The 25,836-nt window shown below is 67.6% G+C and carries 20 protein-coding genes and 1 pseudogene; 5 read left to right on the plus strand and 16 right to left on the minus strand.

Translation table 11 applies throughout. The annotated features are described in order from the left end of the window. Positions 1-63 precede the first annotated feature (63 nt). The 7 genes from B140_RS0100465 to mqo all read right to left on the minus strand — a co-directional run bounded on the left by B140_RS0100465 (position 64) and on the right by mqo (position 6,547). Positions 64-426 carry a hypothetical protein gene (locus tag B140_RS0100465; protein WP_018117380.1) on the minus strand — a complete coding sequence of 121 codons (363 nt, stop codon included), beginning with the start codon at positions 424-426 and terminating at the stop codon, positions 64-66. Positions 427-462: 36 nt separating this feature from the next. Continuing rightward, positions 463-1,200, minus strand: coding sequence for a hypothetical protein (locus B140_RS0100470; RefSeq protein WP_018117381.1), 738 nt, complete (start codon positions 1,198-1,200; stop codon positions 463-465). Positions 1,201-1,225: 25 nt separating this feature from the next. Continuing rightward, positions 1,226-2,131: an ABC transporter ATP-binding protein gene (locus B140_RS0100475; protein ID WP_018117382.1), complete on the minus strand. Its 906-nt coding sequence runs from the start codon at positions 2,129-2,131 to the stop codon at positions 1,226-1,228. A 60-nt stretch (positions 2,132-2,191) separates the two neighbouring features. After that, on the minus strand, positions 2,192-2,833 hold the full coding sequence (locus B140_RS0100480) for a response regulator transcription factor (protein WP_156801611.1): 642 nt from the start codon (positions 2,831-2,833) through the stop codon (positions 2,192-2,194). A 59-nt stretch (positions 2,834-2,892) separates the two neighbouring features. After that, positions 2,893-3,999, minus strand: coding sequence for a sensor histidine kinase (locus B140_RS11505; protein WP_083912178.1), 1,107 nt, complete (start codon positions 3,997-3,999; stop codon positions 2,893-2,895). Between the two features lie 38 nt (positions 4,000-4,037). Continuing rightward, on the minus strand, positions 4,038-4,808 hold the full coding sequence (gene cobA / locus B140_RS11510; protein WP_083912179.1) for a uroporphyrinogen-III C-methyltransferase: 771 nt from the start codon (positions 4,806-4,808) through the stop codon (positions 4,038-4,040). Between the two features lie 251 nt (positions 4,809-5,059). Further along, on the minus strand, positions 5,060-6,547 hold the full coding sequence (gene mqo / locus B140_RS0100495; protein ID WP_018117386.1) for a malate dehydrogenase (quinone): 1,488 nt from the start codon (positions 6,545-6,547) through the stop codon (positions 5,060-5,062). A gap of 253 nt (positions 6,548-6,800) precedes the next feature. Here mqo and B140_RS11515 point away from each other — a divergent pair, with 253 nt between their 5' ends. Beyond that, the gene (locus B140_RS11515) at positions 6,801-7,856 is read left to right on the plus strand and encodes an alpha/beta hydrolase (protein ID WP_051069201.1); all 1,056 of its coding nucleotides are present in this window, start codon (positions 6,801-6,803) and stop codon (positions 7,854-7,856) included. Positions 7,857-7,910: 54 nt separating this feature from the next. Beyond that, positions 7,911-9,317, plus strand: a complete 1,407-nt coding sequence (gene mtr, locus B140_RS0100505; protein ID WP_018117388.1) for a mycothione reductase — start codon at positions 7,911-7,913, stop codon at positions 9,315-9,317. Positions 9,318-9,320: 3 nt separating this feature from the next. Here mtr and map read toward each other — a convergent pair whose 3' ends face one another. Further along, entirely contained in the window at positions 9,321-10,211 is an 891-nt protein-coding gene (gene map / locus B140_RS0100510) for a type I methionyl aminopeptidase (RefSeq protein ID WP_026165820.1), read from the minus strand. A gap of 53 nt (positions 10,212-10,264) precedes the next feature. On the opposite strand from map, the gene B140_RS13620 reads away from it, so the two are divergent. Then, on the plus strand, positions 10,265-11,500 hold the full coding sequence (locus B140_RS13620) for a hypothetical protein (protein WP_156801587.1): 1,236 nt from the start codon (positions 10,265-10,267) through the stop codon (positions 11,498-11,500). A 61-nt stretch (positions 11,501-11,561) separates the two neighbouring features. Continuing rightward, positions 11,562-13,391 (plus strand): LamG-like jellyroll fold domain-containing protein, encoded by a 1,830-nt coding sequence (locus B140_RS0100515; protein ID WP_018117390.1) that lies wholly within the window; start codon positions 11,562-11,564, stop codon positions 13,389-13,391. A 252-nt stretch (positions 13,392-13,643) separates the two neighbouring features. Here the strand turns inward: B140_RS0100515 and B140_RS13140 are convergent. The 7 genes and pseudogenes from B140_RS13140 to dxr all read right to left on the minus strand — a co-directional run. Beyond that, positions 13,644-14,522 (minus strand): annotated as a pseudogene (locus B140_RS13140) (poly-gamma-glutamate biosynthesis protein PgsC/CapC); the annotation flags it as partial. After that, entirely contained in the window at positions 14,519-15,790 is a 1,272-nt protein-coding gene (gene pgsB / locus B140_RS0100530) for a poly-gamma-glutamate synthase PgsB (protein ID WP_051069202.1), read from the minus strand. The pseudogene B140_RS13140 and the gene pgsB, both read right to left, overlap by 4 nt. A gap of 61 nt (positions 15,791-15,851) precedes the next feature. Beyond that, complete coding sequence (locus tag B140_RS0100535) at positions 15,852-17,636, minus strand: gamma-glutamyltransferase (protein ID WP_018117394.1); 1,785 nt, start codon at positions 17,634-17,636, stop codon at positions 15,852-15,854. A 155-nt stretch (positions 17,637-17,791) separates the two neighbouring features. Then, positions 17,792-19,624 carry a penicillin-binding transpeptidase domain-containing protein gene (locus tag B140_RS0100540; protein ID WP_026165822.1) on the minus strand — a complete coding sequence of 611 codons (1,833 nt, stop codon included), beginning with the start codon at positions 19,622-19,624 and terminating at the stop codon, positions 17,792-17,794. 33 nt (positions 19,625-19,657) lie between these two features. Continuing rightward, a complete protein-coding gene (gene ispG / locus B140_RS0100545; RefSeq protein ID WP_018117396.1) occupies positions 19,658-20,812 on the minus strand; it encodes a flavodoxin-dependent (E)-4-hydroxy-3-methylbut-2-enyl-diphosphate synthase in 1,155 nt (384 codons plus the stop codon). Between the two features lie 136 nt (positions 20,813-20,948). Continuing rightward, on the minus strand, positions 20,949-22,088 hold the full coding sequence (locus B140_RS0100550; RefSeq protein ID WP_026165824.1) for a M50 family metallopeptidase: 1,140 nt from the start codon (positions 22,086-22,088) through the stop codon (positions 20,949-20,951). Positions 22,089-22,145: 57 nt separating this feature from the next. Further along, on the minus strand, positions 22,146-23,330 hold the full coding sequence (gene dxr, locus B140_RS0100555) for a 1-deoxy-D-xylulose-5-phosphate reductoisomerase (RefSeq protein WP_018117398.1): 1,185 nt from the start codon (positions 23,328-23,330) through the stop codon (positions 22,146-22,148). A 299-nt stretch (positions 23,331-23,629) separates the two neighbouring features. On the opposite strand from dxr, the gene B140_RS0100560 reads away from it, so the two are divergent. After that, on the plus strand, positions 23,630-24,055 hold the full coding sequence (locus tag B140_RS0100560) for a DUF2631 domain-containing protein (RefSeq protein ID WP_018117399.1): 426 nt from the start codon (positions 23,630-23,632) through the stop codon (positions 24,053-24,055). 193 nt (positions 24,056-24,248) lie between these two features. Here the strand turns inward: B140_RS0100560 and B140_RS0100565 are convergent, their stop codons facing one another. Further along, a complete protein-coding gene (locus B140_RS0100565) occupies positions 24,249-25,835 on the minus strand; it encodes a hypothetical protein (protein WP_018117400.1) in 1,587 nt (528 codons plus the stop codon). Between the last annotated feature and the right edge of the window lies 1 nt (position 25,836).

Here is a 25,836-nt window from a genome sequence, read left to right on the forward strand (position 1 = left end):
GTTCACGCGCCCGGCGCGCGCCGGTGGCGGGTGGGAGCGCCACCCCCGTCGGCCGGGTAGTCCTTATGAGGACAGCGCCTCCGCGCTGTCTCTCACCGTCACCTGCGCTACCTCGATCAGATGGTTACCGATGCCCTGCTCGCGTTCGAGGATTCCCGGAATATGATCCACATCAAAATCCCCCTCGACCATGTCGTCAAGCATATGCCCGGAGAACCCCCGGAGTTCCCTTTCCACTACCTGAGCCATGTGACGTGTATTTGCCCTGATCACCGCCAGCGCGCCCTCGATCCCCTCGGGAGTATCCTCCCTGAGCACGGGGTTCCCCGTCAGTTCCGTGGGGGCCTCGGCTGCGGTGGCGGCCGGGGCCGCAAGCCCCAGGGCGGCGGTCAGGCATAGGGCCAAACCAATACGTGCTTTCTTCATGATCCTTTTCCTTTCGTAGGTGTGTGAAGATGGTGCCTAGTTCACGGCGCGACGGTTCACGGCCCGCCAGGCCAACAGCCCCAGCACCCCGACCGTGGCGACGACGATCCCCGCCGCGGCCGCCTGCCCAACGTCGGTTCCCATGCCCGCGGCCTCGACTCCCTGCACCGCAACGACGCTGTTGCGCAGGGGCAGGAACTGCGCCAACATCTCCGCCCAGTCCTTGCCCAGCAGCGGAAGGCTCACCTCGAGGACGAGCGTGTCCAGGATCATCAGCAGGGAGGCATAGACGGCGCGCCCCAGGATGTAGGTGAGCAGCAGCGCGATGGCGCCCAGCACGATCCACTGGGAATACACGGCGGCGACGTTCGCCCAGTCCTCCCCGCTCAGCCCAAAGTCCACGCGGAAGCCCAGGGCAAAGACCCCCAAGACCCCCACGGCCACGCCCAGGCTCGCCGCCGCGAGAAAGGCCGCCAGCAGCAGCGCCGCCTGCGCCACCACCAGGGCAAAGCGGTTCTTATGGGAGAGGTAGCACCACGCCGTGGCCCCCTTGGTCAGGTCCGAACCCGGGATCATCGTGGCCCCGAAGAGGACCACGATGAGCACGAGCTGCCCGGACTCGAAGAATCCGCTGAAGGGCAGGGAGTCCTCTCGGCTTGACCCAATGGTGAACAACATCGGGAGGGCGGCCATGCTCGCGGCGATGATCGCCATGTAGATCCAGGTGACGCGCAGGGAGAACAGGGCGCGCGCCTGGCTGTGAATGTGCAACATGCGGGTGGTTCCTTTCTGAGATGACTTACGCGGCGCGATATTCGGTGGCGTCGGCGGTGGCGGCGAGGAAGGCCTCCTCCAGGGAGGGGGTGCGGCGCTGCAACCCCGCCACGGTGAGGTCCAGGGCCCGGCACACGGCCCCCACCTCGATGGGGTCCTCCAGGCCAAAGACGCGCAGCAGGTTATCCGGCCCGCGCTCCACCCGGATGCCGTTGCCCGCCAGGGCGTCCTCAAGCTCGTTGGGGCGATCCACCCGCACCTCGATCGCGGCCTCCCCGCTCGCGCCCACGAACTCCTCCACGGTGCCCTCGCGCACGAGCTGCCCGCGCCCGATGACCACCAGGCGATCCGCCGTCAGCGCCATCTCGGAGAGCAGGTGGGAGGACACGAGCACGGAGCGTCCCTCGGCGGCCAGCTCCCGGATCCGATCGCGCATCCAGTGCACGCCCTCCGGGTCGAGGCCGTTGACGGGCTCGTCGAGCAGCAGGTGCTTGGGATCGCCCAGCAGGGCGCAGGCCAGGCCGAAGCGCTGCTTCATGCCCAGCGAGTAGCCGCCCACCTTCTTGTGCGCCACGCTGGCGATGCCCACGCGCTCCAGGACGTCGTCCACGCGGCTCATGGGCACCTGCTGCAGGGCCGCCATCATGCCCAGGTGCGCCCGCGCGCTGCGGCCGGGGCGGAACCAGGTGGCGTCGAGAAGCGTGCCCACCGTCCTTCCGGGGTGGGCGAGCCTGCGAAACTCCGTGCCGTCGAAGGTCGCGGTGCCCGAAGTGGGGCACTCCAGGCCCACCGCCATGCGCATGGTGGTGGACTTTCCGGCGCCGTTGGGCCCGAGGAAGCCGGTGACCACGCCGTCCGGCACGGTGAAGGAGAGATCGTCCACCGCCCGCTTGTCCTTGTACGTCTTGGTGAGGTTCTTGATTTCAAGCATGACCTCATCATCGCCGCGCGCACCCCCGCCCCACATCGCCCCGGGGGCTGAAAACTTGGATCAGCCTTGGGGATGATTGAGCAGTTCCTGTGGGCTGACCACCCCGCGCCGGTACGCGAACAGCACCGCCTGCACCCGATCCCGCGAGCGGGTCTTCATCAGAATGTGGCGCACGTGCGTCTTGACCGTGGCCATGGACACCACCTCGCGCTCCGCGATCTCCTGATTATTCAGCCCCAGCGCCATCAGGCGCAGCACATGCAACTCCCGGCGCGTCAGCTCCTCCACCGGCTCCAGATTGCTTGCCGACGCCTCCGGCCTCGGGATCGGAGGATCGGTGGGGCGCTGCGCTACCAGGTCCCGCAGGATATTGGCGGTGACCTTGGGCGCCAGGACGGCCTCGCCGGAATGCACCACCCGCACCGCGCGCAGCAGCTCCTCCGGCTGGGCGTCCTTGAGCAGAAAGCCGCTGGCCCCGGCGTCCACCGCGCCGCGCACAAAGCCGTGATCGTCAAAGGTGGTGAGCATGATGACCCTGGTCTGCGGGTGCTGCTCTATGAGCCGCTGCGCGGCGGTGATGCCGTCCACCCGCGCCATCTGCACGTCCATGAGCACCACGTCCACGGGGCCCTGCCCCGGCACCTGATCGCCGTCGCTAACGTCCCAGGCCACGCGCATATCGTCCTGGGAGTTCACCAGCATGGCAAAGCCCGTGCGCACCAGGGGCTGATCGTCCACCAGGCCCACCGCAATCTTTTCGCTCACCACGCCACCCTTGCTTCCACTAGGAACTCGCCGTCTTTTCTGTTCACGTCCAGGACCCCACCCTGGGTATGCAGGCGTTCCTGCATACCCACCAGGCCAAGACCTCCGGGAGAGTCTCCGTCCTCCGTGGGATTGCGCGAGTAGAGGGAGATGGTGCGCCCCGCCCTCTCCACCCTGATGCTGCCCGTCCTCGTGGAGGAGTACTTGAGCATATTGGTCAGCAACTCCTGCACCGTGCGGTAAAGGGTAAATTGCAGCAGGGGCGGAAGATCATCGGGAAGAGAGTCCAATCCGGTGACCATGAGTTCCAGACCATTACGGCGCGCGTCGCTCACCAGTGCCGAAATATCGGTGACTCCGGGGGCCGAGTGACGATCCCTCCCCTCTCCCTCTCGCAGCACCGAGAGCAACCCCCGGATCTGATGGAGTGCGTCGCGGGACGTCTCCGAGATCACCTCCAAGGTGTCCACCGCCACCTGCGGGTTGCGGACCGCGCTATACCGGGCTCCGTCGGCTAAGGCGATCACGCCGGAAAGATTGTGCGCGATAATGTCGTGCATCTCGCGGGCGATGCGGTTGCGCTCCAGGGTCCCGGCGAGTTCGGCCTTCTCGGAAAGGATAGCGAGCCTATTCTCCCGTTGGCGAAGCATTACGCCCATCAACCAAAAAGAAAATAAAGGAGAAAACCTTCCAACAAAAAGGCCGATAATCCAGTTGGCGTCATTAGTACCATAAAACCGAATCACACATGCGGCCAGAATGATGATCCCCATGGCAACGATGTAGTACAGAGAGAATCGAACCCTACACCGCGTGGATACAGACCAAGAAACAAACATCATGACGATGCCGATCAGGCTATCCCACCCAAAATGGCCAGAGAAAAGGAAGGCTGCGATAAGCAAAAACATGACCGACGCAAAAAAGTGCGGAAAAGACCATAGCCCTAGAATGGTGGCCACCATACACGCGACCACCACACTCCGCAGAGGACTATCGTCCCAATAACTAGCACTACCAGAAATACCTAAAAAGATGACTAACGGTACCCGCGCAAAGAACCAGAATCTTCTGAGAAAAGAAAAACACCGCTGCACCTTCATAATTCCCCCACGCTACCCCCGGAGCGTCCGGGCGCGCCTCATCCCCAGGGCTGATCCGCGCTCAGCCCGGCCACCTCCCCGATCACGTACACCGCCGGGGAACGCACGTCGTTGTCTCGCATGGCCTCCGCCAGGCCCCCCAGGTCGCACCGCACCACGCGCTGATTCTCCGTGCTGCCCTCCTGCACGATCACGCAGGGCGTGGCGGGGTCCAGGGCGGCGTCGATAAGCGCTCGCGCGATCGGCCCGGCCTGGCGCACCCCCATGATCACCACGATGGTGCCGCCGCTGCGCGCCAGCGCGGACCAATCCACCTCGGAGCGCGGATGACCGGGCGGGAGGTGCCCCGAGACCACGTGAAAGGAATGCACCATGCCGCGCTGCGTGAGCGGCACCCCCGCCAGCGCGGGGACCGACACCGCCGAGGTCACGCCCGGGACCACCTCGCAGGGCACGCCGTGGCGCAGGCAGTACTCGTACTCCTCGAACCCCCGGCCGAACACGTAGGGGTCGCCGCCCTTGAGGCGCACCACCTCCCGGCCTCGCCGGGCGTGCTCCACCAGCAGCTCGTTGATCCGCTCCTGGCTGGTCTGGCGCTCGTAGGGCAGCTTGGCCACGTCGATGATCTCCTTGGCGGAGGCGTCGCAGAGCATGTCCAGCTCCCCCACCGGGCCGAGGTGATCGGTGAGGATTACGTCCGCGCGTTGCAGGGCGCGCATCCCCCGCACGGTGATGAGGTCCCAGGCGCCCGGTCCCCCTCCCACCAGGTGCACGGTGCCAAGAGTTAAGTCGCGCTGCGCTGCCGTCATGGGGCACGAGTGTACCCGGAGGGGCCGGTCGCGCGGCGGTTTATATGCCGCCGTGGGACGCGGGTGATTCACTCCCGCACCAGCGCGGAATGACCACATTCTTTCATTCCGCACCGGTGGGGCCGAGCGCCCCACCCGTCACGCCGTGGCATGGAAACAACGTCGCGCGCACCACCCCACCCCGCACCCCCGAACGCGGACAAGCCGCGAGCCCTCCAAGGGCCCGCGGCTTGGCGAAGCGATCTCTGCGGCTAGTCCTCCAGCCGCAGCGTGCGCTGGGTATCCTCCCACACCCGGGCGAACATGTCCGGCTCCCCGGCGAGCTTGTGGCCGTAGGAGGGGATCATCTCGATGAGCTTGTCCGCCCAGTCGATCATGCGCTCGCCAAAGCAGCGCTCCAGCAGCTCCACCATCGCCGCCGGGGCGATGGAGGCACCCGGGGAGGCGCCCAGGAGGCCCGCGATGGAGCCGTCGGTGTCGTTGACCAGGGCGGTGCCGAACTCCAGGGAGCCGAAGCGGGGGGCGGCCGTCGGCTGGATCACCTGCACGCGCTGGCCCGCGATCACCGTCTCCCAGTCCTTGCCGTCCGCCTGGGGCATGTACTCGCGCAGGGAGTCCACGCGGCTGTCAAAGTTCTTCATCACCTCGGTGACCAGGTACTTGGTCAGTCCGAACTCCTGGACGGCCACGCCCAGGTAGGAGGGGATGTTATCCGGGCGGATGGACTTGAACAGGTCCAGGTAGGAGCCCTTCTTGAGGAACTTGGGCGTCCACCCGGCGAAGGGGCCAAAGAGCAGGCCGCGCTTGCCGTCGATCACGCGGGTGTCCAGGTGCGGCACGGACATCGGCGGGGCGCCCACGCGGGCCTTGCCGTACACCTTGGCCTGGTGCTGCTCGATGAGTTCCTCGTTGGTGCAGCGCAGCCACATGCCGGAGATGGGGAACCCGGCGATGCCGCGCACGTCCGCAACCCCGGCCTTGCGCAGCAGGTCGAGGGCGTAGCCGCCGGCGCCCACGAACACGAAGTTGGCCCGCACCACGGAGGTGTCCCCCGTGTGGAGGTTCTTCACCGTGATCCGCCACTTCTTGCCCTCGCGCTTGAGCGCCTTGACCTCGTGCCCATAGCGGAACTCGGTGCCCGCGCGCTGGCCGGCGTCGAAGAACTGGCGGGTCAGGGAGCCGTAGTTGATGTCCGTGCCCGCGTCCGTCCAGGAGATCGCCACGTCCTCGGAGTAGTCGCGCCCGGCGGCCATGAGGGGGAGCTTCTGGGCGAACTCGTCGCGGTCGGCGGTGAACTTCATGTCCGGGAAGAGCGGGTGGTTAGCCAGCACCTCGTAGCGGCGGCGCAGGTAGCTCACCTGGTCCTCGCCCTGGGCGAGCGAGACGTGCGGCACGGGGTTGATGAAGTCCCTCGGGGAGGGCAGCACGCCGCTGGTGACCTGGTGGGACCAGAACTGGCGGGACACCTGGAACTTCTCGTTAATCGCCACGGCCTTGGTGACGTCGATCTTGCCGTTCTTCTCCGGCGTGTAGTTGAGTTCGCACAGTGCGGAGTGGCCGGTACCGGCGTTGTTCCAGGGGGAGGAGGATTCCATCGCGGCGCCGTCGAGGCGCTCGAACACCATCTGCGTCCACGTCGGCTCCAGCTCCCTCAGCATCGCGCCCAGGGTGGCGCTCATGATGCCGGCGCCGATGAGTGCGACATCCACCTCGTCGCTGATCTTTGGATTCTCAGACACTTGCTCTTTACCTCTTCATCTTTATTGCGCTGGCGGCTGCCTCACTTGGCTCATGCAAGCCCGCGCGAGCCTCCATGTGCTCACGCGGGCCACAGTCAGTGACCTACACCTTACGCCCCCTGGGGTCCGGGTTCCGCACCGTGCCACGGTTTTTTACCCGAAAACGGGTGTTATTCCATGCCACGGCTGCCGAATACCACCCCCGGCCCCTCCCCCTGCTCGACGCCCGCCGATCTGTCTACACTGGCACAACATGGATGACTTCTCCGAGACAGACCTGAGTTGGGACGAGGACATACTGGGGGCCGGGTACCGCGCCGCGACCCTGAATCTTGGCGAAGACCCCGACGGCGAGGGAACAGCGGTGGCCACGCTCGTGCGGGCCGATCACGCCGTTCAGGCCACCGGCGACGATCCCACCGCCAGGCCCGCGCTGCTGTGGGTCCACGGCATGTCCGATTACTTCTTTCACACCCACGTGGCCGAGCGCTGCGCCGAGGAGGGCTACCCCCTCTACGCCCTGGACCTGCGCAAGTGCGGGCGCTCCCACCGCCCCGGCCAGCACTGGCACTACACCAGCGACCTCGCCCACTACTACCCCGAGCTGACCGCCGCCGCGCGGCTGCTGGCGCGCCAGCACGGCGCGGTGGTGCCGCTCGCGCACTCCACGGGGGGCCTCGTGGCGGCGCTGTGGCTGGACCACCTGCGCCGCACGGACCCGGAGCTGCTAGCACGCATCCCCGCCGCGATCCTCAACAGCCCCTGGCTGGACATGCCCTTCCCCCGCCCCGTGGTGGTGGGCACCAAGGCGCTGACCACCACGGTGGGCAGGCTGCGTCCCTTCCTCTCCCTGCCGCAGAAGGAGATCAGCGCCTACGGGCAGTCTCTGCACCGCTCCCACGGCGGCGAGTGGGACTACGACACCACCATGAAGCCGTTGAGCGGGCACCGGAAGTACTACGGCTGGATCGAGGCGATCTTCCAGGGGCAGGCGGCCCTGCGCGCGCAGCCCCCGCTGGAGCTGCCCATGCTCACCCTGTGCTCCTCCCGCTCCTGGCTGGGCCACGAGTACTCCGCCGCCTCCGATAGCGCCGATACCGTCCTGGACGTGGAGCAGATCCGGCGCCTGGCCCCGGACCTGAGCACCCGCTCCACCGTCCTCGCCCTGGACTCCGCGCGGCACGACGTCTTTCTTTCCACCCCGCTGGTGCGCGAGGAGGCCTTCGCCGCGACCTTCGACTGGCTGGCCGAGGCCCTGGGGCCCGAGGACGCCGACGCCGCCGACGCCTCAGAGGGACCGGCCCGCTAACCCGCCGCCACTCCCCGGCGCAATAAAAACCACCCGCAGGAGGTTAGTACCACCATGAGCACCCCGACCAAGCACTACGACCTCATCGTCATCGGCACCGGGTCCGGCAACAGCCTGCCCCCGGAGTTCGACGACCTCTCCATCGCCCTCGTGGAGGAGGGCCGCTTCGGCGGCACCTGCCTCAACGTGGGCTGCATCCCCACCAAGATGTACGTGTACGCGGCGGACCTGGCGCTGGCCACCCGGCACGCCTCTGCCCTGGGCGTGGACGCCCAGGTCAGCTCCGTGGACTGGCCCGGCATCGTCTCCCGCGTCTTTGACCGGCGCATCGACCCCATCGCGCGCGGCGGCGAGGAGTACCGGCGCGGCCCCAAGACTCCCAACATCGACGTCTACGACCGCCACGCGGTGTTCGTGGGCGAGCGCACGCTGCGCACCGGCCGGGGCGATGAGGAGGCCGTCATCTCCGCCGATAACGTGGTGATCGCCGCCGGGTCGCGCCCCATGATCCCCGGTGTGATCGCGGAGTCCGGGGTGCCCTATCAGACCAACGAGACGATCATGCGCCTGCCCGAGCAGCCCGAGTCCCTCATCATCGTGGGCGGGGGCTACATCGCCATGGAGTTCGCGCATGTCTTTGACGCCCTGGGCACCACGGTGACCGTGATCAACCGCTCGGACGCCCTGCTGCGGCACCTGGACGAGGAAATCAGCCAGCGCTTCACCGAGCTGGCCGCCGAGCGCTACGACGTCCGCTTCAACTCGGAGATCGCGTCCCTCACCCGGGAGCCCGACGGCACCATCGCCGCCTCCTTAAGCGACGGCTCCATCGTGCGCGCCACGCACCTGCTGGTGGCCACGGGGCGCGTGCCCAACGGGGATCGCCTGGAGGCGCAGGCCGGCGGCGTGGCGGTGACCAAGGGCCGCGTGGAGGTGGACGAGTACGGCCGCTCCACCACCGCGCCGGGGGTGTGGGCCCTGGGCGACGTCTCCTCGCCCTACCTGCTCAAGCACGTGGCCAACGCCGAGGCCCGCGCCGTGTGGCACAACCTGCTTCACCCCGAGGACCTGCGCCCGCTGCCCCACCGGCACGTCCCGGCGGCCGTGTTTACCCACCCGCAGATCGCCACCGTGGGCATGACGGAAAAGGAGGCCCGCGAGTCCGGGGCGGACGTGACCGTCAAGGTGCAAAAGTACGCCGACGTGGCCTACGGCTGGGCGATGGAGGACACCACCGGCGTGGTCAAGCTCGTGGCGGATCGCGCCACCGGCAGGCTGCTGGGCGCGCACCTGATGGGGCCGCAGGCCTCCACGCTCATCCAGCAGATCGTCACCCTCATGGCCTTCGACATCGACGTGCGCGACGCCGCGCGCGGGGAATACTGGATTCACCCGGCGCTGCCCGAGGTGGTGGAGAACGCGCTGCTGGGCCTCGACCTCCCCGCCCGGGCCGAGGGCTAGGGGCTACTCGGAGGGCCGCTCCGTGGGCAGCGTGAGGATCTCGTTGCCCTCCTCGGTGATCACGATGGTGTGCTCGAACTGCGCGGTGAACTTGCCGTCGCGGTTCTGCACGGTCCAGCCGTCCTCCCAGATGTCGTAGTCCAGCGAGCCCAGGTTAATCATGGGCTCCACCGTCAGCGTCATCCCGGGCTCCAGCACGTCGCGGTAGGCGTCGGAGTCGTAGTGCAGCACGATCAGCCCGTTGTGGAAGGTGGTGCCCACGCCGTGCCCGGTGAAGTCCGTGACCACGTTGTAGCCAAAGCGCTTGGCGTAGGACTCAATCACCCGGCCGATCACGTTGATCTCCCGGCCCGGCTTGGCCGCCCTGATGCCGCGCATGGTGGCCTCGTAGGTGCGCTCCACCAGCAGGCGGTGCTCCTCGGATACCTCCCCGGCCAAGAACGTGGCGTTGGTGTCCCCATGCACGCCGTTCTTGTAGGCGGTGACGTCGATATTCACGATGTCCCCCTCCTGGATCACGGTGCTATCCGGGATGCCGTGGCACACGATCTCGTTGAGGGATACGCAGCAGGACTTGGGAAAGTGCATGTAGCCCAGGGTGGAGGGGTAGGCGCCGTGCGCCACCATGTACTCGTGGGCGATGCGGTCGATCTCGTCGGTGGTCACGCCCGGGCGCACGGCGGCCCCGGCGGCGGCCAGGGCGTTCGCGGCGATGGTGGATGCCTCGCGCATGGCCTCGATCGTCTCCGGGGTCTGCACGAAGGGCTCCCCGATGTTCTCTTGCACCTCGTCCTTCCAGGCGTACTCCGGGCGCGCGATGTGCTCGGGCACGGTACGGATGGGGGTGGGTTTTCCGGGGGTCAGCTTTGCACGGGTTGCAGACATGCTGCCCATGCTAGCGGTTTCCCTCCCCACAGACTAGAATAGCACCAAACATAGGAGGAAAAATGAAGCCAAAACATAGACTAACAAAGAAGACAGACCCGAAGAGCAGGGTAGATTTTATAAACAATAAACTCATTCCAAAAAACAATCTAACAATAATAAAATTATCAAAGTCAATATCGGAACCGACGGAAGTTAACTACATTAATAAAATAAAAAATTCACTAGTGTATGCCGATGAAGTTAATGTAATAGACATACAAATGTCTATACTATTACTCCTAGATTCCACGCAGAGGACGGACGCTAAGACCTTCAATTCGGTTCTAAAATTACTATATGGAAGCCTATCCAACAGAAGAGACCAGAGCATACTAAATACATCAATAGAAATAAACTCATTGCCTGATAATATCGGAAATTTACTACGCCTTGTAAAATCAAATTTGGATCAAGTACTGCACCCGGTTAGGGATATTTTAACACCACAAACACCCTTAGTACTTGTTGAAAGAATTGTTGATTCATTTTTGGATGGGGTTGAAAAATGCTCAACTTTTGACCCGAACTCAAGTTTTCAAGAAGACTTTGCAGTTAATCAGACTAAGATGATAAATTCATTTAAGGAGAAACTTCTTCCTCAAACAATAAGATCTGCATTTCAGTCGAAAATAGTAAGGATAGACACACCTCACCCTCCTGTGGAAAATATAACCGGCTGCCTAGAAAATGACTTCTCAAAATTCATTGAATCCGTATATCGAAAAACAAACACTACTATATCATTCACTGATCAGGCTGAGATTTCTTTTAATAAATACAAAAATGAAAACATCGAAGAATTATCATCGATTAAACTATTGACAAAACTGCCAAACCTAGATACAAATAGTTTAATAGACTTCCGGAGAGAAAACCGTGAACTTAGAAGTCTATACTGGTCAACAATCAGAGAATACGCCCAAATATTAAGATCGAGCGAAAACGAAACCTCTGCAGAGCTAGTGGCAGACCGTATAGAAAAAGAGTACATTAAAAAGTACTCAGAATTTTTTTCCATAAAAAAAGATTCGGTATTTAATTCTTTATATAATTTATCCCTGTTTACATCCGAGGCTATGTCAGAATCTTTTACTATGCATTCTGAGATTTTCACACCCCAAGATGATTATATCCAAGCTTTTAGTAATGTCTTTAGGATAATGTTCACCTTCGGCGATAATGTAAGAAAAATAAATACAGCACGGAATAATATCCCTCCAGAAATAAAATACTATCATAAAATGATCTCCTTATAACAAAGTACAGAGTTCACCCGGCCTTAACCCGCTCGCCACGTCGGCGCGTTAGCCTCTCGCCATGACCTCACCGCAGCCCCTGCCCCGCCGCCGCTTCCTCTCCCTGGGCGCCCTCGCCCTGGGCACCGCCGCGCTCTGCCACCCCGCGCTGGCCCGCGCCCGGGCCAGCGCCGCCGACGGCTCCGGCTTTAGCCTCGGCGTGCTGCCGGACACCCAGTTTTATTCCCGCTACGCCACCCCGGATACCGGCAACCTGTACCGCGCCCGCTACGGCTCGGAGCCCTACGAGGAGCAGGTCCGCTGGCTCATCAAGCACCGCGAGGAGCTGGGCATCGCCTTTGTTGCCCACCTGGGCGACGTGGTGGACCAGGCCGAGGTCATCCAGGAATGGGAGGTGGCCAGCGCCGCCATGGGCCTGCTCGACCGCGCCGGCCTGCCGTACTCCATCCTGCCCGGCAACCACGACCTCTCCGAGGCCGCGCCGACGCACTTTGGCGAGTTCTTCCCGGCGTCGAGAAGCGCCTGCCGCGAGCGCTACGCCGCGCCGAACAACGAGTGCGAGTACCACCTCGTGCGCGCCGCCGGGCGGGAGTTCCTGGTGCTCGCCCTGGCCTGGCGGGCCGACGACGCCGCGCTGGCCTGGGCGCGAGGCGTCCTGGACGCCCACCCCCGGGTGCCCACCATCGTGACCTCCCACGAGATCACCGGCATCCGCCCCGACGGCGAGGTCTTTCTCACCGAGGAGTACGGCGAACGCCTGTGGCGGGACCTCATCGCCCCGCGCGACCAGGTGTTTCTCACCCTCGCCGGGCACCACCACGGGGCCGGGTACACCGTGCGCCGCAACGATCGCGGCAACGAGGTGATCCACGTGCTGCAGGACTACCAGATGGCCTACCAGGGCGGCAACGGGCTGCTGGGGCTGCTGCACCTCGACCTCGCCGCGGGAACGCTCAGCATGACGGCGCTTTCCCCCTGGGTGGCCGCCAAGCCCGCCGAGGCGCTCACCCGCTACGACGAGGCCCTGCTGGGCGAGCCGGACTCCTGGACCCACCCCCTGCCCCCGCGCGTGGCCTCCCCCGGTTCACCCGGCCCGGATTACGCCGAGCGGGCCCGCAGCATCATCTCCGCCGGGTACACCCCCGCCGCGATCGACCCCGGCCGGGCTCCCCGGGGCGTGGAGGACTACCCCCGCGTGCCCGCCGCCGCGCACTGGCGGCCCAGCGCCTCCCGGCCCGGGGTGCTGGTGGACGTCTCCGGCAACGGCAACCACGCCACCACGACAGGGCGCGCCGCCCCGCGCATCGCCCCCGAGGCGCACCCGCTCTCCGCCGACGGCTCGGCCCTCGTGTGGCCCGCCGGGCACCGCGCCTGGCTGCGCACCGCGCCGCACGCCCCGCTGAACTCGATGACCTTCGACGAGGGCTACACCCTGGAGACCTTCCTGTTCATCGACCCCGCCTTTGGCGAGGAGAACTTCTGGATGGGGGCGCTCGGCAGGCTGGGAAGGCGCGGCGGAGAGGAGCCGGACGAGCCGCCCGCGGTGCTCGCGATCTCCTCGCTGCGCGAGGTGCAGTGGTCGGCGGTGGCCACCCGGGGCGATACCTCGGGCACCTCCAACTGGTCCCACGAGGTCCCGCTGGACCAGTGGTTCCACGTGGCCGTGGTAGGCGACGCCGCCGCGAACACCATCGAGATGTTCATCGACGGCGCGCCCATCCTGCGTGACGTCCTGGGCGCCAGCGGGCTGGCCACCGCCGGGGAGCCGTGGCTGATCGGCGCGTCCGTGTGGGCGGGGCGGCCCGATACCCCGTGGGTGGGCGGCATCGGGGAGACGCGCCTGGTGGCCCGGCCGCTGGGCAGCCACGAGTGGCTGACCGCGCGGGGCTGACGCGACCGCGCCGGGGTGTGACGGGTGGGGTTTACCCGCGCCCCGGCGCGGAATGAAAGAATCCCGCCACGCCGGGGCGTGACGGGATTGATGCACTCCCCGCCCCCACCGGGGCGGAAGGGTATCAGGAGAACACGGCCACCAGCGCGGCGATGCCCGCGCACACCGCCACGGAGAGCGCCAGCCCCCGCCGGTGCGCTTCCACCCGTGCTGGACCAGGTCGTTGGCCACGATAGCGGGCAGGATGCAGAAGATGATGTTCTCCGCGCCGCCCACGCGGTGGCCGGTGAGCGCCACCACCAGCGCCTCCAGGGCGATGACGGTGAGGATGGACAGGGCGCACAGCACGATGAAGCGGTCCTTGCCAAACAGCGGCACCCGGCGCGCGTACGCGCTGTAGATCGCCCACACCACCACGGCGGACAGGGCCAGCACCGCGATGTAGCGGGGGTTGATGCTGCTGGCCACCAGCAGCCCCGCGGTGATGTACCCGCCGGTGCGCAGGCGGAGGTTCTTGAGCAGGCCGTCCTGGATCAGGATGGCGCACAGCACCGAGGCCGCCGCGAGGCCAAAGAACGTGGGCTCGGAGCGGGGGATCTGCTCGAAGAGCGCGCTGGAAAAGGACAAAGGCAGCGCCACGCTGGTGAGCCAGGTGATGCCCACGCCGATGAGCCCGGACAGCGGCACCATCCACGCCAGCGGCAGCAGGGTGTGGCGCGGCCCCTGCTTGACCAGGGAGTTGCACAGCATGCCGGGCACGATCACGCCGATGAGCGCGAACTCCATGCCGTGCACCTGGGTGCCAAAGAGGTACTCGCTGCCCACCACCCACAGCGCGCCGCAGACCACGCCCACGAAGAGCCCGATGGCAAAGATCTGCCGGGGGCGCGGTAGCCAGATCTTGAGCACCACGTACTTGATGAGCAGCCACGCCACCACGGAGACTAGGACGGTGAACACCACGTTCCACGGCATGTACAGGGAGGCCGCCAGGTATCCCACCGTCAGCGAGCCGCCCACGGAGACCTGCCGGGAGCGGAAGTAGAGGTAGCTCACCACCAGGCCCACGAGGAAGGTGACGTGGATGAGGTCCACCAGGAAGTAGTAGGAGCCAAAGTTGACGCTGATCACTGTGCCGCCGCCTCGCTCTCGCTGTCCGACGCCGCGGCCGGGAGCGGGGTGTGCTCCACCACGTGGGAGATGTAGCGCCGCATGGCGGTGACGTGGTCGGTGTGGATGTTGACCATGCCGAAGATGGCCACGTCGTGCCCCTCGAAGCCACGCCGGGCGCGGTCCACCAGCTCGCGGCCGTCCTCGTGGGCGTCCTCCACCTCGCAGTCGGCGGTGGTGATGATCCCCTCGTCCGGGAAGCCCTGGTCGATCAGGCGCTGGCGCACCACCTCCTGGAGGTCGCCGTAGAGCACCACGCGGTCGATCTCCTTGCGCAGGTCGGTGGAGACGAGGTCGATGAACATGGCGGCGCGGTCCGTGCGGTCGGAGCGGTTGTTGAGCGCCACCACGCGGCGGCAGGTATCCGGGAGGAAGGTCTCGGAGACGCTGTCAAACACGCGCACGGTGGATTCCCAGTCGTTCACGGCGAACATGGGCACCCAGAACATGGAGTCCGCGCCCTCCTGGATCTCCGTCACGGAGGTGGTGCCGGGGTCCGGGGCGGCCTTGAGCATGCCGCGCACCGCCACCTCGGTGTCCACGCCCAGCTCCTCGGCCACCGCCAGGGCCACGGCGATGTTCTCCTCGAACTGCTGGTAGCTAAAGCGCGGCACCAGCGAGTGCGAAAGCTCCGTCTCCTGCGCCACGATCAGGCGGCTGCCGCGCGCCTCGGCGTGCTGACGGATGATCTCCACCAGCTTGGGCGAGCGCTCCCCGGTAATCACCACGCCGTTGTGCGGCACGGTGTTGCACAGGGAGGCGGCGATCTCCTCCAGGGTGTCGCCCATGTCCTCCTGGTGGTCCAGGCGCACGTTGGTAATCACGGTGATCGGGGAGCGCAGGATCGTGGACTGGCAGATGTGCTGGTACTTGGGCTTGACCGCCATGCACTCCACCACCAGGGCGTCGATCTCCTCGGTGATCCATTCCTTGACAAAGCGGTACTGCTCGTTGATGTTCGCCGGGCCGGTGCGGCGGATGGGGTGCTCCCCGGCCTGGCCGTCGATGACGCAGGCGTAGGTGCCGGTGGTCTTGGCGATGGTGTTGTGCCCGGCCTCGCGCAGCACCCCGCCGATCATGCGCGTGAGCGTGGACTTGCCTCGGATCCCGTTGACGTGGACGTTGTAGCGCAGGCCGTCGAGGCGGGCGCGGTGTTGGCGTTCGTGGCGATGAAAGTAGGTCATGGACGTTCCGGCAAGGGCGCCGGACATCGCGAGGAAAGCAAGCATGTATCCGTTTCTCTCGTAGAGGAATCTCAGGGGTTGGTATCGGGTACGGTGTGCGCTGTTGTTATCCGCCGGCCACGGCACCCCCGCGGCGATGATCGGCGCCGCCCTCCCATTCGTCCGCAAGGCGGCGCACCACGCCCGCCCCGCTATCGGCCTCGGCCACGCTCAGCGGCTGGCCCCACTCGCGCAGCAGCCGCTGCAGGGAGCCCTGGTGGGTCAGCTCCTCCGTTCCGTACATCGTCTCCGCGTAGGCGCCGTTGCGGTTATCCGCGCCGAAGTTGGGCATGGCGATGGCCTCCGCCGGGCTCAGGCCCCACTGGGTCATGGCCACCAGGTTCTTGAGGTTGTAGGAGGGGATCTTGCGCCCGCCCGGGGAGCCGAGCGCCAGCACGGAATCCCCGGAGCGGGCGACGAGCGGAGCCATCATGGTCTTGGGCGTGGCGGCGTCCCGGCGCGCGTTGGGGGCCTCGGGGGCCACCCCCGAGGCGAAGTTGTCCAGGGAGTTGTTGAGGAAGAATCCCTGCACCATCAGCCCGCTGCCAAAGTTGCGCTGCAGGGTGGTGGTCATGGAGGCCACGTTGCCCTGGCTATCGGCCACGGTGATCTGGGCGGTGCCCTCCTCCTGGGAGTCCCGGTAGCCGCCGTGGCTGAAGCCCTCCAGGTCGGCGGGCTGCGGGTCCTCCACGCTGCTCTTTTGGTGCACCTCGCCCGCCTTGGCCTCCAGGTAGGCGTCGTTGGTCACCACCTGGTCCAGGTAGGCACGGGCGCGCTCGGGGTCGTGCTGCGGATCGTCCATCCAGGTGTTGGCGTCGGTAAAGGCCAGCCGCTCGGCCTCCGTCATCAGGTGCGCCGCCGTGGCCCGGGCCACCTCCGTGCCCTCCTCGGAGTAGGGGTCGAGCCGCCCCAGGTCGAGGTGGCGCATGATGCCCAGGGCCTGGGCCACCACCATCGTTCCGGTGGCGGTGGACGGGCTGCCGCAGGCGCTCATCCCGGCGAAGTCCGTGCACAGGGCCTCCCGGGAGGCCACCGGCTCGGCGGCCTCGCGCCGCCACTGCTCCACCAGGGAGTCCGCGTAGTCCCCGCCCTCGGTCTGCTCCCGCAGCTCGGAGCGGATCTTCTCGGCCGTCTCCTGGCTCAGCGCGCCGCCGTTGCCCGCCCAGTCCCGCAGGAACTCCGCGTAGGGCTTGTTGGTCAGCTCGTCGCCCTCGGCGGGGCGCTCCCCGCTCGCGTTGCGCAGCACCGCGCCGGGCTGGGAGAGGCGGAAGGGGCGCTGGTTGCCGTCGATGGCCCCGGCCAGGCGGGCGCTGGCGGCAAAGCCGGAGGTGCCCAGCCGGTAGGCCGGGTCCACCAGATCGGAGAGGTCCCGGGTGCCGTGATCCTCGTGCAGCTGGCGCAGCAGCCGCAGCGTCTGGGGGACGCCGATGCTCCCGGTGGCGGCGTCGGCCCCCTCGGCGGCGGAGGAGTCGTTCTCCAGGCTGTGCACCACGGCGTCGTAGGAGCGCACCTGATCCGTGGCGGCGTCGTAGTACACCGCCAGCGCCCCGCCGCCCGGCCCGGAGGACTGCGGCTCCACCAGCCCGAGCACCGCCTGGGCCGCCACGAGGGCGTCCGCGGCGCTGCCGCCCTCGGCCAGCACGTCGCAGGCGGCGCGGCTAGCCTCGGGGTGGGTGGTGGCCGCCATGTAGGAGGAGGCGGTGGCGGAGGTATCCCCCTCCCCCACCTCGCACTGGGAGTGCTGCGCTATGGCAGCGGGGCCGTCCCCGCTCGTGGAGCAGGCGCTCACCCCCGCGCCGAATACGAGGGTGCCGAGTGTGAGCGCGAGGGCGCGTCGCCCGCTGTGGCGCACAAAAATCTCTCCTTGAAGTTTCCCTAATAAAACATGTGAGGTCACGGAGATCGTCCGCGCCAACAGTTATCCGAACTTAGCAACGCCCGGGAGGTGCGACAACCCCCTCCGGCGCGCCGTCCTGGGCTTATAGGGAAAAAACCGGAAACTCGGTACTAAAGTACCTCCTCCTGCTCCGGGTGCTTGTACTTGTCCAAGGTATTAAAGAAGTGATCGGTGATCTGCACGGAGACCTCGGAGCCGCCGCCGAGCACCACGAGCGTGGCAAAGGCGATGTCGTCGCGGTATCCGGCGAACCAGGCGTGGGAGCCCTCGTTGATCTCGGCCTCGCCCGTCTTGCCGTACACCTCGCCCTCGGCCTGCATGCCGCGCGCCGTGCCCTGGGTGACCACGCTGCGCATGGAGCGGCGCAACTGCGCGATCGCCTCCGGGGCGGGCGCCTCCACCTTCTCGCTCACCGTGGTCTCGTGCCCGGTGATGAGCGTGGGCACCGGGGTGCGCCCGGCGGCGGCCGTGGCGGCGCTGAGCGCCAGGCCGAAGGGGCTGGCCAGGTCCAGGCCCTGCCCGTACCCGGCCTCCGTGCGGTCCAGCTCCGTCTCCCCCTCCGGCACGGAGCCGGTGATCGTGTCCAGCCCCGGGATCTCGTAGTCCACCCCCAGCCCAAACTGCTTGGCCGTGGCCTTCAGCTCGCCGGGCGCGAGGTTGGTGGAGATGTCCGCGAAGCTGGTGTTGCAGGACTGCGCGAACGCCTGCTCCAGGGGCACGCTGCCCAGGGAGAACTCGTTGTAGTTGACCACCGTGCGCCCGTAGATGTTCATCGTCCCGGGGCAGGGCACGATGGAGTCCGCGCTGAGCCCCTGGTGCTCGAAGCCGGCGGTGGCGGTGATCATCTTGAACACCGACCCCGGGGGGTACTGCCCGCTCAGCGCGATGTCGCCGTCCTTGTCCGCCTCGGCGGTCTGCGCCACCGCCAGGATCTCGCCGCTCGACGGCCTGATCGCCACCAGCATGGCCTTATCCCCCGCGCGGGTATTCACAGCCTCCTCCGCCGCGCGCTGCACGTCGTAGTCGATGCTCACGCCCACCGAGGGCGCCACCTGCGGGGCGTGGTACTCCACGTCGTCCAGCGCGGAGCCCTCCTCGTTGACCACGGACACCCGCCAGCCCGCCGCGCCGTCGAGGTCGTCCTCCACGATGGAGCGCACGCGGGACATGATGTCCGGGGCAAAGCCCGGCTTGGGCGTGACCATCGCCGCCTCCGGGTTAAGGCGCACCGACGCTTCCCCGGACAGCGCCTGGGACACCTGCTGCGCGACGGCGTCCGGCACCGTGGTCACCGAGTAGTCCCCCCGCGCGCCGCGCAGCGTCCCGGCCAGGGAGGCCGCCTCCACCGTGGGCACGCTGGGGTCCGCCTCCTTGGCCTTCTTCAGGGCCGCCTCGATGCTGCGGGCCGTGCGGGCGGGGTCCGTCAACTCCTCGGTGTTGACCAGCACGCGCTGGCGCACGCCGGGGGTGAGCAGGGCCACCCCGTCCGAGCTGACCACGCTGGCCCGCTCGGCGGCCACCGGGCGCAGCTCCAGGTGCTGATGCGCCCCGAGGGTGGGATGCACGATGGTGGGCTGCCAGCGCACCGACCACTGCTCCCCCTGACGGGTCAGCATCATGGAGGACTCGTAGGACAGCGTGCGCTCCCGGGGCAGCTTCCACTCCATGCGGTAGCGGGCGGTGGCCGACTGCTCCGAAAGGTCCACGCCCTCCACCGTGGCCTCCAGCCCCTCGGCCTGGAGTCCCTCCACGCTGGCCTGGATCAGCGGAAGCGCGGCCTCGGGGTCGTCCACGCGGCTTTCCACCGCCTCCCAGTCCCGCTCCGCGATGGCCTCCAGGAACTCCTGCGCCACCGGGCGGGCGTCCGCCGGCTTAGGGGTGCAGGCCACCACGCCCGACAACGCCATGACCAGCACCGAAAGCAGAGCGGGCAACCTTTTCATAGCGCCCAAGACTAGCAGCGCCCGGCCGCGCGGCTACTGAGTGACGCGCACCTTCGATCCCACCCCGGCGGCCTGCGCGGCCGCGAGCTCCTCGGGATCCATCTGCTCGACGATACGCATGGCCTCCTCGATCAGCGTCTCCACGATCTGGGACTCCGGCACCGTCTTGATGACCTCCCCCTTGACAAAGATCTGCCCCTTGCCGTTGCCCGAGGCCACGCCGAGGTCGGCGTCGCGCGCCTCGCCCGGGCCGTTGACCACGCACCCCATCACGGCCACGCGCAGCGGCACGTCCATGCCCTCCAGGGCGGCGGTGACCTCCTCGGCCAGGGTGTACACGTCCACCTGGGCGCGCCCGCAGGAGGGGCAGGAGACGATCTCCAGGCCCCGGGGGCGCAGGTTGAGCGACTGCAGGATCTGGTCGCCCACCTTCACCTCCTCCTTGGGGTCCGCCGACAGGGAGACGCGGATGGTATCCCCGATCCCGTCCGCCAGCAGGGAGCCGAAGGCCACGGCGGACTTGATGGTGCCCTGGAAGGCCGGGCCGGCCTCCGTCACGCCCAGGTGCAGCGGGTAGTCCGTCTTGGCGGCGAGCTGGCGGTAGGCCTCCACCATTACCACCGGGTCGTTGTGCTTGACCGAGATGGCGATGTCCCCGTAGCCGTGCTCCTCGAAGAGGCTGGCCTCCCACACCGCGGACTCCACCAGCGCCTCCGGGGTGGCCTTGCCGTACTTCTCCAGCATCCGCCGGTCCAGGGAGCCCGCGTTCACGCCGATGCGGATGGGGATGCCCGCGTCTCCGGCGGCCTTGGCCACCTCCTTGACGCGCCCGTCGAACTCCCGGATGTTGCCCGGGTTCACGCGCACCGCCGCGCACCCGGCGTCGATGGCCGCGAAGATGTACTTGGGCTGGAAGTGAATGTCCGCGATCACCGGGATGGGGGACTTCTTGGCGATGGCCGGGAGGGCCTCCGCGTCCACCGTCTTGGGGCAGGCCACGCGCACGATGTCGCAGCCGGACGCCGTGAGCTGCGCGATCTGCTGCAGCGTGGCGTTGACGTCGTGCGTCTTGGTGGTGGTCATCGACTGCACGGAGATCGGGTAATCCGACCCCACCCCCACCGAACCGACCATGAGCTGGCGCGTCGTGCGGCGCGGCGCCAGGGTGGCGGGCGGGGCTTCGGGCATACCTAGTCCGACGGGAATGGACAAGTTCTCATACTCCTTGAAAGGCAGCGCGCGGGCCGATCCACCCGCCACGCCGCCGTCGAATCAACACTCTGGGGCTTAATCTGCCAACACCACGAGCATACACCGGCGGGGATCAGCCGAAGAGCCTCACGGGGTTGACCACGTCGGCCACCACGAACACCAGGCCCAGGGTGAGCAGCGCCGCGCCCATCGCGTAGGTCAGCGGCATCAGGCGGGTGTAATCTGCGGGCCCGGCCGGGGCCAGGCCGCGCAGCCGACGCACCGCGTCGCGCGCCTTCTCGTAGAGCACCACCGCCACGTGCCCGCCGTCGAAGGGCGGCAGCGGGATCAGGTTGAACACCGCGAGGAAGAAGTTGAGGCTGGCCAGCAGCATCCAGAACATGCCCCAGTACGAGCGCTCCACCAGCTCCCCGCCCGCGCGCGAGGCCCCCACCACGCTCATCGGGCTATCGGCGGCGCGCTCCGCGCCGAAGATGGACGCCACCACGCCCGGCACCTTGGCGGGCAGCTGGCCGAGCGCCTGCACCGTGGAGACCACCAGGTCCTTGGTGTAGGAGGCGGTCACGCCTATGGCCTCCACCGGGCCGAAGGTGGCGATGGCGTCCTCCACCGGCGCGGAGGCCACGCCGATCACGCCCTGGCCCTGCTCCCCGCGCGCCACCGGCACCGCCATCTCGGTGCGCTGCCCGTGGCGCTCCACGGTCAGGGTGATCGTCTCACCTGGGCGCTGGCGGATGTCCTGCGCCATCTGGCCGAAGCTCTGGGTCTCCTGGCCGTCGAGCGCCACGATCCGATCCCCCGGCACCAGGCCCGCCTCGCGGGCGGGGCCCGCCGTTACCTCCGCCACCGTAGGCGTGAGATCCGCGTTGGGGTTGGGCAGCCCGGAGGTCATGGCCACCCCATAGAGGATGAGCACCCCCACGATCAGGTTCATGGTGATCCCGCCGAGCAGCACCGCGATCCGCTTCCACCACGCCTTCTTGTACATGGCGTGCGGCTCCTCCTGCCGGGTCAGCGCCGGGTCCTGGGCCGTCATGCCCGCGATGTCGCAGAATCCGCCGAAGGGCAGGGCCTTGATCCCGTACTCGGTATCGCCACGCCGGAAGGAGCACACCCTCGGCCCGAACCCGATGAAGTAGCGCCGCACCCGCATCCCGCAGGCGCGCGCCACCGCCAGGTGGCCCCACTCGTGCAACGCGATGGTCACCGCGATACCCAGCGCAAACAGCGCGATCCCCAGCAAGCCTGCCACGTCGGTCCTTTCCGCTCGGACGGCGCGGGGAGGGCTCGCCCCGCGCCGGAATACAAATCAGCCCGCCAGGGTAGCGAGAATCTCCCGGGCGCGCCGCCGGGCCTCCCCCTCCACGGCCAGCACGTCCTCCACGTCGCGCGGCTCCCCCGCCCAGCCCTCGCACCGGCCCAGCACGTCCCCGACCACGTCCACGATCTGCGGGAAGCGGATGCCGCCCGTAAGAAACACCGCCGCGGCCTCCTCGTTGGCCGCGTTGTACACCGCGGGATGGGTGCCGCCGCGGCGCGCCGCGGCGCGCGCCAGCTCCACGGCGGGGAATGCCTCGTTATCCACCGGCTCGAAGTCCCAGGAAAACGCCTCGCGGAAGTCCAGGGGCGGCTCCGCGCCCGCCACGCGGTGCGGCCACCCCAGCGCCAGGGCGATGGGGAGCTTCATGGAGGGCGGCGAGGCCTGGGCGATGGTCGCGCCGTCGCTAAAGGTCACCATCGAGTGCACGATGGACTGCCGGTGAACGGTGACGTCGATGACGTCCGGGTCCACGCCGAGGAGAAGGGAGGCCTCGATCAGCTCCAGGCCCTTGTTCACCAGGGTGGCGGAGTTCAGGGTGTTCATCTGCCCCATCGACCACGTGGGGTGCGCCGCCGCCTGCCGCGGGGTGACCTCCCACATCTGCTCCCGGGTGCGCCCCCGGAAGGGACCCCCGGAGGCGGTGAGCACCAGGCGCGCCACCTCGGACGAGGCGCCCGAGCGCAGGCACTGGGCCATCGCGGAGTGCTCCGAGTCCACGGGCACGAGCTGGCCGGGGGCGGCGGCCTCGATCACCAGGCGCCCCCCGGCCACGAGCGATTCCTTATTAGCCAGGGCCAGCCGTGCCCCGGAGCGCAGTGCGGCCATGGTGGCGGCCAGGCCCATCGATCCCACCAGGGCGTTGAGCACCACGTCCACCACGCCCTCCGCGTCAAGCGCACGGACCAGGTCGCGGGCGGCGTCGGGGCCGTCGAGCACCGCGCCCCCTAGCCCCCGGGAGACCTCCCGCGCGGCCTCCGGGCGGGCCACCGCCACCCTGCCCGCGGGCAGGCCCAGGGCGCGGGCCTGCCGGACCACCAGGTCCGGCGAGGACCCCCCGGCGGCGATGCCCACCACCTCGAAGAGATCCGGGTTCTGCGCGATGACCTCGAGGGCCTGCGTGCCGATGGAACCCGTGGAACCAAGAATAAGAATGCGCTGTGCCACGGCCTCCATTGTTCCCCATGCCCCGGCCGGGGCGGGCGGGGACGCGCCGCCGCGCCCGTGCATGCCGGTGGCGCGCCGGGGTCGGGGCCAGCGGTGGGCCGTGGTAGCCGTGGTGTGCCGCACCGTACGACGCCGTGCCCTACCGCGCCGCGCGCCAGGGGCAACCAAAAGATGGATTTGCCGATCGCGCCGGTGACGTGCGGAACCGCGAGTTCTCCCGGCGCGGCGCCTATGGCAGAATAAGGGGCAGTGTTCACCGCGCCTACCCCGGCGCCACACCCGCAGCATGTGTATGAAGGAGAGATACCGTGGCCGGTTCCCACCACCTCGAGCCTGAGATTCACAATGGCGTGTCCACCCTGGACGAGCCCTCGGCCGCCTGGGGATGGCACGACATCGGATTCCGTGCCACCCAGCTCGCCGGCTGGGTCTCCGTCATCATTCTGCTGGGGTACAACTTTGGCAACCACAAGGGCCACGTGGAGACGATCTGGCTGTTCACCCTGGCCGCCGTCATCGCCCTGGGGCTGCTGATCCACGCCTTCCGCCCCAAGCTCAGCCAGGTGCGCACCCTCAGCTCCCACAACAAGCCCGTGGGCCACAAGGAGCCGGAGTGGGCCTACCTGCAGGCCACCCTTCAGGGCCCCTACGCGGAGCTGAGCGATAAGGAGCTGCGCGCCCTCAACATCGAGCCCTCCCGCGTGGAGCACCTGCGCGCCCTGCCGCAGAACTAACCGCCGCCCGCGAAGAAAAGGGGCGCGCTCCGCACGGGGCGCGCCCCTTTTTTTTGCGTTTTTGCGCCCCGACTCGCCCCCGCTCCTAGCGCTCCCGGCCCGGCCGCCGGGGGTTCGCACGAGCGGCCCCACCCCGACGCCCCCTCATCGCGCCGGGGCCACCCCTGCCCCAGCACTAACCCCCTAGTTGCCCCTAATTCACCCAGGAACGGACCTTGGCGTAGATCTCGGGCCACTGCTGCTCCACCCGGCGGACGCTGCGGCGCAGGATCACCGCGTAGGCCACCGCGGGGATCGCCACGCAGGTCAGGCAGCCCAGCGCGGTGAGCCAGGCCCCCACGCCGTGGTATCCCACCAGGATCATCACCACGCCGGGGACGACGGGAATCCAGCCCAGGAACATGAAGCCCAGGCCGCTGACCATCGCCGCCGAGGAATACCCTGAGCGATCCGACCAGGAGTTGGTGCCCGGCCTGGAGGTGGCATAGGGGTTATAGGCGGTGAACATGAGGCCCGCCGCGGCACCCGAGATGAGGTATCCCAGCGCCGCCACGATCACCAGCAGGGCGATCGAGCGGTCCGGAAAGAGCAGGAGCACCAGCGCGGCGTAGAGGAGCCCGAAGATCGTCAGGGGCACCGCGGAGGCTGCGTGGCGGGCCAGCACCAGGGTTCGCGGGCTCACCCCGCTGGTCAGGTGCAGCCAGCCGCCGGGGCCGTCGTAGCCGAAGTCGTTGGAGCACATCGCGGAGACCATGATCCCCGTCACGAACAGCCCGTAATACCCCACGAAGGAGCCGGAGCTGACGCCCTGGAACAGGAAGATCGCGCACAAGAACGGCAGGGGGATGAACGATACCAGCATGCGGCTATCGCGGCGCAGGTAGCGCACGGCGCGGGAGAAGATCGCCGCCGCCGGGGTGTACGGCAGGCCGGGAAAGAGGATGGAGGGGAAGGAATCGCCGTCCTTCCGCGCCTTCTGCTTCCGCGTGACCGCCGCGCCGTGCATCTGCGGCTCCTCCATGTCCGCGCGCACCCCGCGCAGCCACAGCCAGCCGAGAATGACCAGCGTGGCCAGGGCGATCGCCGCCTGCGCGGCCGCGACGCCCCACCGCCCGCCGAGCACGGCCCCGATGACCCCGCCCGTGGCTCCCAGGGGCGTCCAGGCCAGGATCGCGCCGAGAGCATCGAGGGGGATTCCCTCCCCGTAGTTGACAAAGAGGTTAAAGGCCAGGATCACCAGGAGAAAGGCCAGGCCGCTGAGCACCGCCTTGCGGTCCTTGCTCCCGGAGGATCCCCGGCCCACCGCGCGGGCGATCACGTCCCCCGCCAGCACCGTGGTGCACAGGGAGAGCACGAGCAGGGGCAGCGCCACGATCGCCGTGGTGGCCGAGGGCGCGGCGACGCACAGGATCACCCCCGTGATGACGGTGCACAGGAGGGCCACCACGGGCCTGCTCTGCAGGAAAGTCACGCCCAGCAGGCCCGCGCGCACCTGTTCCGGGCGCACCGGCAGGGTGGCAAAGTCCCGCGCGCTCACCTGCTGCTCGCCGGAGGGCATGAGCGCCATGAGCGTGATGTAGCCCAGCACGCCCGCGGCGATGACGCAGGCGATATAGGAGTGCGGCCCGCCGTGGGCCCCGGTGTAGAGGAAGAAGCCACTAGAGGCCAGGCCGATGAGCCCGTAGAAACCCACGAAGCACATCATCACCAGCACGGCCGGGTTGGCCCGCACCATGCGGCGCCACAGGGTGAGATGAAGCCTGATCACCATGCCCGTCATG

Origin of the sequence: Corynebacterium mastitidis DSM 44356 (genome assembly GCF_000375365.1) — a bacterium.
GTDB lineage: Bacteria > Actinomycetota > Actinomycetes > Mycobacteriales > Mycobacteriaceae > Corynebacterium > Corynebacterium mastitidis.